This is a genomic window from Pseudacidovorax intermedius, assembly GCF_003350475.1.
In the GTDB taxonomy this organism is placed as follows: domain Bacteria; phylum Pseudomonadota; class Gammaproteobacteria; order Burkholderiales; family Burkholderiaceae_C; genus Xenophilus; species Xenophilus intermedius.
In genome coordinates this window covers 1,011,004-1,025,091 of record NZ_QQAV01000001.1, presented here as the reverse complement: position 1 = coordinate 1,025,091, position 14,088 = coordinate 1,011,004, and the positions used below count along the sequence as shown (strand labels likewise).

The 14,088-nt window shown below is 70.7% G+C and carries 10 protein-coding genes; 6 read left to right on the top strand and 4 right to left on the bottom strand.

The window, feature by feature from the left end; genetic code table 11:
- The first annotated feature begins 62 nt into the window (after nucleotides 1-62).
- The 6 genes from DFR41_RS04490 to DFR41_RS04465 are packed head-to-tail and all read left to right on the top strand — an operon-like array spanning nucleotide 63 to nucleotide 11,306.
- Nucleotides 63-1,721, top strand: coding sequence for an alpha-amylase family glycosyl hydrolase (locus DFR41_RS04490; RefSeq protein ID WP_114801833.1), 1,659 nt, complete (start codon nucleotides 63-65; stop codon nucleotides 1,719-1,721).
- On the top strand, nucleotides 1,722-3,887 hold the full coding sequence (glgB, locus tag DFR41_RS04485) for a 1,4-alpha-glucan branching protein GlgB (protein WP_114801832.1): 2,166 nt from the start codon (nucleotides 1,722-1,724) through the stop codon (nucleotides 3,885-3,887). It abuts the gene before it with no gap.
- Entirely contained in the window at nucleotides 3,884-5,926 is a 2,043-nt protein-coding gene (gene glgX / locus DFR41_RS04480; RefSeq protein WP_114801831.1) for a glycogen debranching protein GlgX, read from the top strand. The genes glgB and glgX overlap by 4 nt, the downstream gene beginning before the upstream one ends.
- Before the next feature lie 57 nt (nucleotides 5,927-5,983).
- A complete protein-coding gene (gene glgC, locus DFR41_RS04475) occupies nucleotides 5,984-7,303 on the top strand; it encodes a glucose-1-phosphate adenylyltransferase (RefSeq protein ID WP_017757954.1) in 1,320 nt (439 codons plus the stop codon).
- On the top strand, nucleotides 7,303-8,778 hold the full coding sequence (gene glgA / locus DFR41_RS04470) for a glycogen synthase GlgA (RefSeq protein WP_114801830.1): 1,476 nt from the start codon (nucleotides 7,303-7,305) through the stop codon (nucleotides 8,776-8,778). Before glgC ends, glgA begins: the two co-directional genes overlap by 1 nt.
- Nucleotides 8,779-8,837: 59 nt before the next feature.
- On the top strand, nucleotides 8,838-11,306 hold the full coding sequence (locus DFR41_RS04465) for a glycogen/starch/alpha-glucan phosphorylase (RefSeq protein WP_114801829.1): 2,469 nt from the start codon (nucleotides 8,838-8,840) through the stop codon (nucleotides 11,304-11,306).
- Nucleotides 11,307-11,327: 21 nt separating this feature from the next.
- On the opposite strand, the gene DFR41_RS04460 is transcribed toward DFR41_RS04465, so the two are convergent.
- The 4 genes from DFR41_RS04460 to DFR41_RS04445 all read right to left on the bottom strand — a co-directional run bounded on the left by DFR41_RS04460 (nucleotide 11,328) and on the right by DFR41_RS04445 (nucleotide 14,087).
- Nucleotides 11,328-11,792: an ExbD/TolR family protein gene (locus DFR41_RS04460; RefSeq protein WP_017757957.1), complete on the bottom strand. Its 465-nt coding sequence runs from the start codon at nucleotides 11,790-11,792 to the stop codon at nucleotides 11,328-11,330.
- Nucleotides 11,793-11,858: 66 nt separating this feature from the next.
- Entirely contained in the window at nucleotides 11,859-12,560 is a 702-nt protein-coding gene (locus tag DFR41_RS04455) for a MotA/TolQ/ExbB proton channel family protein (protein WP_114801828.1), read from the bottom strand.
- Nucleotides 12,561-12,598: 38 nt separating this feature from the next.
- Nucleotides 12,599-13,438: a 4-hydroxy-tetrahydrodipicolinate reductase gene (dapB, locus tag DFR41_RS04450; protein ID WP_114801827.1), complete on the bottom strand. Its 840-nt coding sequence runs from the start codon at nucleotides 13,436-13,438 to the stop codon at nucleotides 12,599-12,601.
- 94 nt (nucleotides 13,439-13,532) lie between these two features.
- The gene (locus DFR41_RS04445) at nucleotides 13,533-14,087 is read right to left on the bottom strand and encodes an outer membrane protein assembly factor BamE (RefSeq protein WP_043119110.1); all 555 of its coding nucleotides are present in this window, start codon (nucleotides 14,085-14,087) and stop codon (nucleotides 13,533-13,535) included.
- Nucleotide 14,088: the final 1 nt, after the last annotated feature.

The following is a 14,088-nucleotide window of genomic DNA, read 5'->3' as shown; positions in this document are numbered from 1 at the left end:
ACATGGGGTGGCCCGTTTCTCGCTTGCGGCGCCGGCAAGAGGACAAGGCGAGGAGGCCGGCCATGCACGGCAACGACGACACGAATTGGTGGCGCGGCGCGGTGATCTATCAGATCTACCCCCGCAGCTTCATGGACAGCAACGGCGACGGCATCGGCGACCTGCCCGGCATCACGGCCCGGCTCGACCATGTGGCGCAGCTGGGCGCGGATGCGGTGTGGATCTCGCCCTTCTTCCGCTCGCCGATGAAGGACTTCGGCTACGACGTGGCCGACTACCGCGACGTGGACCCGATCTTCGGCACCCTGGCCGACTTCGATGCCCTGCTCGCCCGCGCGCATGCGCTGGGGCTCAAGGTGATCATCGACCAGGTGCTCTCGCACACCTCCGACCAGCATGCCTGGTTCGCGCAGAGCCGCACGAGCCGCGACAACGCCCGCGCCGACTGGTACGTGTGGGCCGACCCGCGGCCCGACGGCAGGCCGCCCAACAACTGGCTGTCGGTCTTCGGCGGCAGTGCCTGGCAGTGGGACGCCCGGCGGCGGCAGTACTACCTGCACAGCTTCCTGGCCGAGCAGCCCGACCTCAACTTCCACTGCCCCGCCGTGCAGGACGCCCTGCTCGCCGAGGTGCGCTTCTGGTGCGAGCGCGGCGTGGACGGCTTTCGCTTCGACGCCTGCAACCACCAGTTCCACGATGCGCAGCTGCGCGACAACCCGCCGGCGGCGCAGGCCGACATCGACGGTGTGAGCACCGTGCGGGCCGAGAACCCCTATGCCATGCAGCGCCACCTGCACGACAAGAGCCAGCCCGAGAACCTGGCCTTCCTCGAACGGGTACGCGCCCTGCTCGACGCCCACGGCGCCGTCGCCCTGGGCGAGGTGGGCGACGAGAACGCGCCGCCGATCATGGCCCGCTACACCGAAGCCGGCCGGCGGCTGCACATGGCCTACAGCTTCTCGCTGCTGACCAGCGAGCACAGCGCCCGCCACCTGCGCGCGCAGGTGCAGGCGCTGGAGGACGCGCTGACCGTCACCGGCGGCTGGGGCTGCTGGGCCGTCTCCAACCATGACGTGCCGCGGGTGGCCACCCGCTGGAGCGCCGGCCGCGGCCCCGACGCGGCGCGCGACCGGCTCTGGCTGGCGCTGCTCGTCAGCCTGCGCGGCAGCGCCAGCCTCTACCAGGGCGAAGAACTCGGCCTGCCCGAGGCCGACGTGCCCTTCGAACGGCTGCAGGACCCGTATGGCCGCGCCTTCTGGCCCGAGTTCAAGGGCCGCGACGGCTGCCGCACGCCCATGCCCTGGCACACCGACGGCGTGCACGGCGGCTTTTCCACCGGTGGCCCATGGCTGCCGGTGGATGCCGCCCACCTGCCCCTGGCCGTGGACCGCCAGAGCGCCGACGCGCGCTCCATGCTGGCCTACAGCCGGGCCCTGCTGCACTGGCGGCGCAGCCAGCCGCTGCTGCGCACCGGCGCCCTGCGCTTCGTCGACGCGCCGGAACCCGTGCTGCACCTGGTGCGCAGCGCCGAAACCGTCCCGGCCGCCGATGCGGATCTGCACGCCCTGTTCAACCTGTCGCCCGAGCCGCAGACGCTGGCCCTGCCCGCACCGCTGCGCACCGTCGGCGGCCATCCCTGCACCGGCGGCCGGCTGGACGACACAGGGTATTCGCTACATTTGGAACCCTACGGCGTCTTCTACGGCACACCCCTTTCCTGAATGCTTTCCGACGGCGAAATCCAGGCCCTGATGCGGGCCGAGCATGGCGATCCTTTTGCCGTGCTCGGCCCGCACCGCCTCCCCGAGGGCCTGCGGATCACGGCGCTGCTGCCGGGCGCCCGCCAGGTGGCGGTGCTGCATGCGGCCTCGGGCGATCCGCTGGCCGTGCTGCAGCGCCAGGGCGGCTCCGACGTCTTCGCTGCGCTCGTGCCCGCCGCGCCCGCGCAGCTGGGCTATGTGCTGCAGGTGCAATGGGAGGACGGCCATGCCTCCCGGCTGCACGACCCCTACCGTTTCGGACCGGTGCTGTCCGACCTGGACGTCTGGCTGCTGGCCGAGGGCACGCACCTGCGGCCCTTCGAAGTGCTGGGCGCCCATCCCCGCGTGATCGGCGGCGTGCACGGCGTGGCCTTCGCCGTCTGGGCGCCGCATGCGCGGCGCGTGTCGGTGGTGGGCGACTTCAACACCTGGGACGGCCGCCGCCACCTGATGCGGCGCCGGCCCGAATGCGGCGTGTGGGAGATCTTCGCGCCACATGTGCAGCCGGGCGACGCCTACGAATTCGAAATCCTCTCGGCCAGCGGCGAACTGCTGCGCAAGGCCGACCCCTATGCCTTCGGCGCCCGGCTGCGGCCCGAGACCGCCAGCGTGGTGCGCGAACTGCCGCCGCCCGTGCCGCTGCCGCCCGAGCGCGCCGCGGCCAACCGGCGCGATGCGCCCATCAGCATCTACGAGGTGCACCTCGGTTCCTGGCGCCGCAAGAACGGCCATGAATGGCTGACCTACCGCGAGCTGGCCGAAACCCTGGTGCCCTATGCCGCCGAGCTGGGCTTCACCCATCTGGAGCTGCTGCCGGTCACTGAGCACCCCTTCGACGGCTCCTGGGGCTACCAGCCCATTGGCCTGTATGCGCCGACCTCGCGCTTCGGCACGCCGGAGGACTTCCGCCATTTCGTGCAGGCCGCCCATGCCGCCGGGCTGGGCGTGATCCTGGACTGGGTGCCGGCGCACTTTCCCAGCGATGCGCACGGCCTGGCGCGCTTCGACGGCACGGCGTTGTACGAATACGAGGACCGGCGCGAGGGCTTCCACCGCGACTGGAACACGCTGATCTACAACTGGAAGCGCACCGAGGTGTGCAACTACCTGGTCGGCAACGCCCTGTACTGGCTGGAGCGCTACGGCATTGATGGCCTGCGGGTGGACGCGGTGGCTTCCATGCTGTATCGCGACTACAGCCGCCCCCACGGCGAATGGCTGCCCAACGCGCAGGGCGGGCGCGAGAACCTGGAGGCCATCGACTTCCTGCGCCGGATGAACCAGGTGGTGGGCACCGAGCGCCCCGGCGCCGTCACCTTCGCCGAGGAATCGACCAGCTTCCCGCGGGTCACCCAACCGCCCGAGGCGGGCGGCCTGGGCTTCCACTACAAGTGGAACATGGGCTGGATGAACGACACGCTGGCGTATGCGCACACCGATCCGCTGCACCGCCGCCATCACCACCGGCAGATCACCTTCGGCCTGATGTACGCCCACAGCGAGAACTTCGTGCTGCCGCTCTCGCACGACGAGGTGGTGCACGGCAAGGGGCCGCTCATCGACAAGATGGCGGGCGTCGACGAATGGCAGCGCTTCGCCGGGCTGCGGCTGCTCTACGGCTGGCAGTGGGCCTATCCGGGCAAGAAGCTGCTGTTCATGGGCGGCGAGTTCGCCCAGACCCGCGAATGGAGCCACGACCGCGGCCTGGACTGGCACCTGCTCGACCAAGCGCCGCACCAGGGCGTGCAGCGACTGGTGCGCGAACTCAACCGGCTGTACCGCCACTTCCCGGCCCTGTTCGAGCAGGACTGCGAGCCGCAGGGCTTCGAATGGATGGTGCACGACGACGAGGCGCAGTCCGTCTTCGCCTTCGTGCGTCGCGCCCCCGACGGCGCCCTGCTGCTGGCGGTGGCCAACTTCACGCCCGTGGTGCGGCACGATTACCGGGTGGGCGTGCCCCGCCCGGGCGCCTGGCGCGAGGTGCTGAACACCGACAGCGAACTCTATGGCGGCAGCGGCGTGGTCAACGGCATGGCCAACACGGTGGCCGAGCCGATGCACGGCCAGGCCCAGCACCTGGCGATCACCGTGCCGCCGCTGGCGGTGACGTGGTGGACCCTCGCATGAGCCTGCTTGCCGGTCGGCCCTATCCCCTCGGCGCCGCGCTCCTGCCCGGCGGCGGCGTCAACTTCGCCCTGGTGGCGCCGCGGGCAGAGGCGGTGGAGCTGTGCCTGTTCGACGCCGAGTGCCGACAGGAGCAGCAGCGGCTGCCGCTCACGCACTGCACCGATGGCGTCTGGCACGGCCTGCTGCCCGGGGCGCGCGCCGGGCTGGTCTACGGCTTCCGGGTCCATGGCCCCTGGGCACCGCACGAGGGCCATCGCTTCAATCAGGCCAAGCTGCTGTTGGACCCGTACGCACGCGAGGTGGTCGGCCAGTACCGGGGCGAAGACCTCTTCCTCGGCCATGTGCCCGGCCAGCCCGATCTGCGCGACCCACGCGACAACGCCGCCGTCGCGCTCAAGGCGCGGGTGACGGCCCCGCTGCCGCCGCTGGCCGTGCCGCGGCCACGCATCGCGGCGGGCGAACGGGTGCTCTACGAGCTGCATCTCAAGGGCCACACCATGCTGCACCCGGCGGTGCCGCCGGAGCACCGCGGCCGCTATGCCGGCCTGGCCCAGCCGGCGGTGCTCGACCATCTGCATCGCCTGGGCGTGACCACGCTGAGCCTGATGCCCGTGCAGCACCGCGCCGACGAAGAGCGCCTGCAGAAGCTGGGCCTGGCCAACTACTGGGGCTACAGCCCCATCGGCTGGTTCGCGCCCGAGGCGCGCTATGCCCGCGAAGGCGGCAGCCCCCAGGCCGAGTTCCGCGCGCTGACCGAAGCCGTGCACGCACGCGGCATGGAGCTGGTGATCGACGTGGTGTTCAACCACAGCGCCGAGACCGACGAACTGGGCCCGACGCTTTCGCTGCGCGGCATCGACAACGCCCTCTACTACCGGCTGCGCGCCGACGATCCGGCCTTCTACGAGAACTGGAGCGGCTGCGGCAACTGCCTGGACTTTTCCGAGCCGCGCGTGGTGCAACTGGCCATGGACGCCCTGCGCCACTGGGTCACCGAGCTGGGCGTGGACGGCTTCCGCTTCGACCTGGGCCCGATGCTGGGCCGCGGCGCGGATGGCGGCTTCGACGCCCGCGCGCCCTTCCTGGCCGCCTGCCTGCAGGACCCGGTGCTGTCGCAGGCGCTGCTGATCGCCGAGCCCTGGGACATCGGCCCCGGCGGCTACCAGCTGGGCGCCTTCCCGCCCGGCTGGCTGGAGTGGAACGACCGCTTCCGCGACACGCACCGCGCCTTCTGGCTGCACCGCGCCGTGGGCCGGGGCGAGTTCGCACACCGGCTCGCCGGCTCCAGCGGCGAGTTCCACCACGACGGCCGGGCGCCCACGGCCAGCGTCAACTTCATCACCGCGCACGACGGCTTCAACCTGCGCGACCTGCTCAGCTACAACGAGCGCCACAACCTGGCCAACGGCGAGCAGGGCCGCGACGGCCACGCCCACAACCTCAGCCACAACCAGGGCGTGGAAGGCGACACCGACGACGCGGCCGTGCTGGCCCGCCGCCGGCGCCTGTCGCGCACCCTGCTGGCCGCGCTGATGTGCGCCCAGGGCACGCCCATGCTGCTGGCGGGCGACGAGCTGGGCCACAGCCAGGGCGGCAACAACAACGCCTACTGCCAGGACAACGAGACCACCTGGATCGACTGGACCCGTGCCGACGCCGCGCTGGTGGACTTCACCGCCCGCCTCATGGCCCTGCGCCGCCGGGCCGCGCCGCTGCGGCGCGCCCGCTGGTGGTCGGCCGAGCCGGCCGCGGGCGAGCCCCGCCTGCGCTGGCTGTCGCCCGAAGGCCGCGCCATGGAGCCGGCCGACTGGGAACGGGGCCAGGCCCACGCCATGGCCGTGCGCTTCGAGGGCGAGGCGGGCGAGGGCGACTGGCTGCTGCTGATCAACGCCGGGGATGGCCCGGCACCGTTCGTGCTACCTCCTGGCGACTGGCACCTGCACCTGGCCACCGACGACGAGACACCCACCGCGCCGCGCCGCCTGTCCACCCACGAGACGCTGCCGCCCGGCACGCTCTGGCTGGCCGGGCCGGCCTGACGACGGCTGACGTTGCTTTCCACAAGACCGATACCGACCCCACAGGAGACTCACGGGATGGACCATTCCCTCGAAACCCATCAGCTGGTGCGACGAAGCATCGCGCTGGTCCTGGCCGGCGGCCGGGGCTCGCGGCTCAAGCAGCTGACCGACCGCCGCGCCAAGCCGGCCGTCTTCTTCGGCGGCAAGTTCCGCATCATCGATTTCGCGCTGTCCAACTGCATCAACTCCGGCATCCGCCGGGTGGCGGTGGTCACCCAGTACAAGTCGCATTCGCTCATGCGCCACCTGCAGAGCGGCTGGAACTTCCTGCGCGCCGAGTTCGGCGAGATGGTGGAAGTACTGCCGGCCCAGCAGCGGGTGAGCGAGGACCGCTGGTACCGCGGCACGGCCGACGCCGTCTACCAGAACGCGGACATCATCCGCTCGCGCTCGCACCGGCACGACTACGTGGTGGTGCTTGCCGGCGACCACATCTACAAGATGGACTACTCCCTCATGCTGCGCGACCACGTGGCCAACGGCGGCGGCTGCACCGTCGGCTGCATCGAGGTGCCGCGCGCGGAGGCCACTGCCTTCGGCGTGATGGCCGTGGACGAATCTCGCCGCGTCACAGCCTTCATCGAGAAGCCGGCCGACCCGCCCCCGATGCCCGGCAAGCCCGACGTGGCGCTGGCCAGCATGGGCATCTACATCTTCGATGCCGAGTACCTCTACCGCCTGCTGGAGGAAGACGCCGACAACCCCGAGTCGGAGCACGACTTCGGCAAGAACATCATCCCGCGTGCCGTGGCCGAGGGCCGGGCGCTGGCGCATCCCTTCGGCATGTCCTGCGTGAGCCGGGTGCAGGGCGTGGTGCCCTACTGGCGCGATGTGGGCACGATCGACGCCTTCTGGTCGGCCAACCTCGACTTGGCCTCCATCACGCCCGAGCTGGACATCTACGACGACGACTGGCCGATCTGGACCTACCAGCGCCAGCTGCCCCCCGCCAAGTTCGTGCCCGACCGCGACGGCAACCCGGGGCAGGCGGTGAACATCATCGTCTCGGGCGGCTGCATCGTCTCGGGTTCCGGCGTGCGCAATTCGGTGCTGTTCTCGGGCGTGCGCGTGCATTCCTTCTGCGACATCGAGGAGGCGGTGATCCTTCCCGACGTGACCATCGGCCGCGGCTGCAAGCTGCGCAAGGTGGTGATCGACCGCGCCTGCGTGCTGCCCGACGGGCTGATCGTGGGCGAGGACCCGGTCGCCGACGCCGAGCGCTTCGAGCGCACGGCCGGTGGCGTGGTCCTGATCACGCGCGAGATGCTGCGCCGCCTGGGCCTGCAGCAGCCCGTGGAGAACCTCGCCAGCTACGGCAAGGGCGGCTCGGCCTGATGCGCATCCTGCAAGTGAGCGCGGAGCTCTTCCCGCTGCTCAAGACCGGTGGCCTCGCCGACGTGACCGGCGCCCTGCCCCTGGCCCTGGCGGCCGCGGGCGCCGACGCCCGGGTGCTGCTGCCCGCCTTTCCGGCCATCGCGGCGGGCGTGGCCGATGCGCGGCCGGTGGCGTCCTTCCATGCGCCCTGGGGCGAGCCCGCCCTGCTGCGCTTCGGCTACATCGATGGCGGTGCAGGGCGGCTGCTGCCCACCTACCTGATCGATTCGCCCGCCCTGTACGACCGCCCGGGCAATCCCTACGAAGGCCCCGGCAAGCAGCCCTACGGCGACAACCACCGCCGCTTCGCCATGCTGGGCTGGGCCGCCGCGTTGCTGGCCCAGGGGCTGGACCCGCTGTGGCGCCCCGAGGTGATGCATGCGCACGACTGGCATGCCGGCCTGGCGCCGGCCTACCTGTCCTTCGCACGCCAGCGCGGCCAGGGCGCGGATGTGCGCAGCGTCTTCACCATCCACAACCTGGCCTACCAGGGCCAGTTCGGCGGATGGGCCTTCGCCGAGCTGGGCCTGCCGCCCGAGGCTTTCCAGGTCGAGGGGCTGGAATACCACGGCGACGTCTCCTTCATGAAGGCCGGACTGTTCTACGCCGACCGCATCACCACCGTCAGCCCCACCTACGCCCAGGAGATCCAGACGCCCGAGCAGGGCTTCGGCCTCGACGGCCTGCTGCGCGCGCGCAGCGGTGCGCTGCATGGCATCCTCAACGCGGTGGACGAGACGGTGTGGAACCCCGCCACCGACGCCCACCTGGCACAGCGCTTTTCCATGCCCGAGGGCCGGCGCATGGCGGGCAAGGCCCGCTGCAAGGCGGCCCTGCAGCATGAGCTGGGCCTGGCGGTGGACGAGCGCGCACCGCTGTTCATCGTCGTCAGCCGGCTGACCGAGCAGAAGGGCCTGCACCTGGTGCTGGGCGGCATCGACGCCCTGCTCGAAGGCGGCGGCCAGCTGGCCGTGCTGGGCAGCGGCGACGCCTGGATGGAACAGGCCTTCCGCGAGCGCGCCACCGCGCAGCCCAAGCGCATTGCCGCGCGCATCGGCTACGACGAGCCGCTGGCCCACCGCCTCTTCGGCGGCGCCGACGTGGTGCTGGTGCCCTCGCGCTTCGAGCCTTGCGGTCTGACGCAGATGTACGGCCTGCGCTACGGCGCCCTGCCGCTGGTGCACCGCGTGGGCGGCCTGGCCGACACGGTGGTGGACTGCGCGCTGGAGAACATGGCCGAGGGCACGGCCACCGGCTTCGTCTTCGAGCGCTTCGAGCGCGAGGACTACGCCCGCGCCCTGCGCCGGGCCTTCGCCCTGTACGAGCGACCCGCCGACTGGCGCCGCGTGCGGGCCACCGCCATGCGCCGGCCGGCCGACTGGGGCACCGCCGCTGAGCACTATCTCACGGTCTACCAGGAGGCCCTGGCCCATTAAATGCTGGGGAACCTTCGGCGCCGGGCCCCTTCCCATCCACGAAAGCTTTCAAGAACGCCATGACTCCAGCCGACTTCGAATACGACCATCCCGATCGTGACGTTGCCGCCTTCAAGCGCTCCGTGGCGACCAAGCTCATGTACGCCGTCGGCAAGGACCCGGTGGCCGCCAGCCAGGACGACTGGCTCGCCGCCACCGCCCTGGCCGTGCGCGACCAGCTGGTCGAGCGCTGGATGGCCACCACCCGCGCCAGCTATGCACAGGACGTCAAGCGCGTGTACTACCTGTCGATGGAGTTCCTCATCGGCCGCACCTTCACCAACGCACTGCTGGCGGTCGACCTGTACGACACGGTCAAGGCCGCGCTGGCCGACTTCGACATCGACGTCAGTGCGCTGGCCGAGCGCGAGCCCGACGCGGCGCTGGGCAACGGCGGCCTGGGCCGGCTGGCGGCCTGCTTCCTCGATTCCATGGCCACGCTGGGCGTGCCCGGCATGGGCTACGGCATCCGCTACGAATACGGCATGTTCCGCCAGCGCATCATCGACGGCCAGCAGGTGGAGACGCCCGACTACTGGCTCACGCGCGGCAACCCGTGGGAATTCCAGCGGCCCGAGGTCAAGTACCGGGTGCGCTTCGGCGGCCATGTGGAAGGCCGCCAGGCCTACGGTGCCGCCAAATGGGTCGGCACCCACGACGTGCTGGCCATCGCCTACGACACCATCATCCCGGGCTACGGCACGCAGGCCACCAACACGCTGCGCCTGTGGTCGGCCCGCGCGACGGAAGAGATCGACCTCTCGGCCTTCAACCGCGGCAACTACTTCGAGGCGGTGGAGACGAAGAACCACTCCGAGAACGTGTCGCGCGTGCTCTACCCCGACGACTCCACGCTCTCGGGCAAGGAGCTGCGCCTGCACCAGGAATACTTTTTCTGCAGCGCCAGCGTGCAGGATCTGGTGCGCCGCTACCTGCGCACGCACACCGGCTTCGACCAGCTGCACGAGAAGGTCAGCATCCACCTGAACGACACGCACCCGGTGCTGGCCGTGCCCGAGCTGATGCGCCTGCTGGTGGACGAATACAACGTGGGCTGGGACGAAGCCTGGGCCCAGACGCAGAAGGTCTTCAGCTACACCAACCACACGCTGATGCACGAGGCGCTGGAGACCTGGCCGGTGGAGATGCTCGGCCGCGTGCTGCCGCGCCACCTGCAGATCATCTTCGACATCAACGCCCGCTTCCTGGGCGAGGTGGCCGCCGAGGTGGGCCAGGACACCGACCTGATGCGCCGCCTGTCGCTGGTGGACGAATCGGGCGAGCGCCGCGTGCGCATGGCCTACCTGGCGGTGCTGGCCAGCCATTCGGTCAACGGCGTGTCGGCGCTGCATTCCGAGCTGATGAAGCAGTCGATCTTCGCGGACTTCGCTCGGCTGTTTCCCGATCGCTTCAACAACAAGACCAACGGCGTCACGCCGCGGCGCTGGCTGGCCCAGGCCAACCCGCCGCTGGCAGCATTGCTGGACAAGCGCATCGGCCGCGGTTGGCGGCGCGACCTGTCGCAGCTCGAAGCCCTCAAGCCCATGGCCGAGCAGCCCACCTTCGTGCGCGCCTTCCGCCATGCCAAGCGCGAGAACAAGCTGCGCCTGGCCAACTGGATCGAGCAGCACATGGGCGTGGTGGTGGACACCGACGCCATGTTCGACGTGCAGGTCAAGCGCATCCACGAGTACAAGCGCCAGCTGCTGAACGTGCTGCACGTCATCACGCGCTACCACCGCATCCTGGACGATCCGCACGGCCACCACGTGCCGCGCGTCGTGATCTTCGCGGGCAAGGCAGCCTCGGCCTACTTCACCGCCAAGCAGGTGATCCGGCTCATCAACGACGTGGCCGCGGTGGTCAACGCCGACGAGCGCGTGGGCAAGCTGCTGAAGGTGGTGTTCCTGCCCAACTACTCGGTGAGCCTGGCCGAGATCATCATGCCGGCGGCCGACCTGTCGGAGCAGATCTCCACCGCCGGCACCGAGGCCTCGGGCACCGGCAACATGAAGTTCGGCATCAACGGTGCGCTGACCATCGGCACGCTGGACGGCGCCAACGTGGAGATGAAGGAGAACGTCGGCGACGACAACATCTTCATCTTCGGCAACACCACGCCGCAGGTGGCCGAGATCCGCGCCAAGGGCTACAGGCCACGCGACTTCTACGAAGGCGATGCCGAGCTCAAGCGCACGCTGGACGCGATCCAGTCGGGCGCCTTCTCGCCCGGCGAGCCGGGCCGCTACCAGGGCCTGTTCGACACGCTGGTGAACTGGGGCGACCACTACCTGCTGCTGGCCGACTATGCGGCCTACGTGGCCAAGCAGGCCGAGGTGGACGCGCTCTACCGCGACGCCGACGCCTGGGCGCGCAAGGCCATCCTGAACGTGGCGGGCATGGGGGCGTTCTCGTCCGACCGCACCATCGCCGAATACGCGCACGACATCTGGCGCACCAAGCCGGTGGTGCTGGGCAAGGCGGGCTGAGGCCGCGGGTCGGGCCCGCGTTCAGCGGGGCGCGGTGGCGGGCTTCGGTCCGGCCGCCGGTTCGGCCACGAAGCCGATGCGCTGGATGCCCGCCTCACGCGCGGCGTCCATCAGCGTGACGATCTCGCCATAGGGCCGGCTGCGGTCGGCACGCAGCTGCAGTTCGATGTCCGGCACGCCCGCGGCGGCGGTGCGCAGGCGCTGCGCCAGGGCCTGCGTGTCGGCCACGGGCTGGTCGTCGACGAACAGGCGCCCCTGCGCGTCCAGCGCCACGCTGATGGCGCGGGGCTGCTCCACGGGCGCGGCGGCACCTGCAGCAGGCAGGTCGAGCCGGATCGAACTGGCCATCAGCGGCGCCGTCACGATGAAGATCACCAGCAGCACCAGCATCACGTCCACCAGCGGCGTGACGTTGATGTCGGCCATCGGCCGCGCGGCGGGGCCGGTGCGCGGGTTCAGGCGGTCGGTGCTGCGGCCGAAGGCCATGGTGACAGTTCGTCCTGCGGGGTGGGATGAGCGTTCGCGCAGCGGTCGGAAACGGCAGAGCGGCGATCAGGCGGTCACCGGCATCGGCCGCGCCGGGGGCAGCGGTGCCGTCGCCGGCTCGGGCGCGAACACGGCCAGCAGGTCGTGCGCGAAGCCTTCGAGCTCGGCCTCCATGTGGCCGATGATGCGGCCGAAGACGTTGTAGGCCGCCACGGCCGGCAGGGCCACGGCCAGGCCGAAGGCGGTCATGATCAGCGCCTCGCCCACCGGGCCGGCCACCTTGTCGATGGTGAAGCCGCCCGCCTGACCCGCGATGCTGACCAGCGCGCCATGGATGCCCCATACCGTGCCCAGCAGGCCGACGAAGGGGGCGGTGGCGCCGATGGTGGCCAGCAGGATCTGTCCTGCCTGCAGTTGGCGCAGCACGGCCTGCAGCGCATCGCGCAGCGCGCGGGTGAGCGGCGCCTGCGGCTGGCCCAGGGCCTGCAGCGTGTCGGGTTGGGTGCGCGCGGGCAGCGACTGCACCGCCTGCGCCAGCGGCAGCACATGGCGGCGCGGGTCGAGTCCTGCCAGTCGGGCCACGCCCTCGCCCACGTCCGGCGCCTGCCAGAAGAGCGCCACCGCGCGGGCCAGCCGGCCGGCCCCGCCGCGAAGCGCCCACGCCTTCCACAGCAGCGTGACCCAGCTGGCCACCGACATCAGCAGCAGCAACAAGGCGACGCCGCGGCCGACGGCGTCGGCCTGGTCCAGCAGCGAAAGGGCGCCCATCGTCTGCTCGCGCGGTCGCGGTGAAGGGAACGGCGTGCTCAGCGCAGGCCGAGCACGTCGAACATGTCGAACAGGCCGTTCTTCTTGCCGGCCAGGAAGCGCACCGCGCGCAGGCTGCCCTGGGCATAGCCGGCGCGGCTGCTGGACTTGTGCGAGATCTCGATGCGCTCGCCGGTGCCGGCGAACAGCACCGTGTGGTCGCCCACGATGTCGCCGCCGCGGATGGTGGCGAAGCCGATGGTGGAAGGATCGCGCTCGCCGGTCACGCCTTCGCGGCCGTAGACGGCGCATTCCTTCAGGTCGCGTCCCAGCGCGTCGGCGATCACCTCGCCCATCTTGAGCGCGGTGCCCGACGGCGCGTCCACCTTGTGGCGGTGGTGGGCCTCGATGACCTCGATGTCGTAGCCGGTGGAAAGCGCCTTGGCCGCCATCTCCAGCAGCTTGAAGGTGACGTTGACGCCCACGCTCATGTTGGGCGCCATGACGATGGCGATGTCCTTGGCGATCTCGGCGATCTCGGCCTTCTGCGCCTCGCTGAAACCGGTGGTGCCGATCACGGCCTGCACGCCCAGCTCGCGGCAGACGGCCAGGTGGGCCATGGTGCCTTCGGGGCGGGTGAAGTCGATCAGCAACTGCGCACCCCCGAGGCCGGCGCGCAGGTCGGCCGTCACGGCCACGCCCGAGGCGAAGCCGAGGAAGGCGCCCGCGTCGCTGCCCAGCGTGGGGCTGCCTTCGCGGTCCAGCGCGCCAGCCAGTTGGCAGTCGTCCGCGGCGCGCACCGCCTCGATCAGCATGTGCCCCATGCGCCCGGAGGCGCCGGCCACGGCGATGCGGTGGGAGACGGTGGACGGAGAGGAGGCGGCGGGAGCGGCAGTCATGCGCGTTCGCTTTCGGTGCGGGAGGGCAAGAACAACGAAGGCCGCCGGGCCGGCCGCGTTGCGACGGCGGCGACCAGCGGCCCTGGGAGAAGGCTCAGCGGGTTTCGAGCGGCGGGTAGCTCGGCGGCAGCGGCTGGGTGCTGCGCGGCAGGTCCTGCGTGGGCGACGCGGACACGGCCGGTTTGAATTTCTTGAGTTCGTCTTCCGAGGCCTGCAGCTCGGGCACCTTGCCGCTGCGCTTGCGTGTGTCCAGCGTGGCGACGAATTCCTCTTCGGAGGGCATGGTGTCGCCTTCGAAGCGGGCCAGCGTGTCGCCGTCGAAGAACACCGTCAGGCGGCGCTGCTGCGGCTCGACGCCCTGGCGCCGGATGGTGAACACGTAGTCCCAGCGGTTGGCATGGAAGACGTCGGTGAGCAGCGGCGTGCCGAGGATCTCGCGCACCTGCTGGCGCGACATGCCGGCCTTGAGAGCGTCCACCTGTTCCTTGGAGACGAAGTTGCCCTGCACCACTTCGACCTTGTAGGGCGTGATCGCGTTGAGGGCGCCGCGCATGCGCTCACCGGTGCTGCTGCAGCCGGCGATGCCGACGCCGACCAGCAGGACGGCCGCCAGACGAAAGCCGCTCGGGCGGAGAAGTTGTCCAGGCATG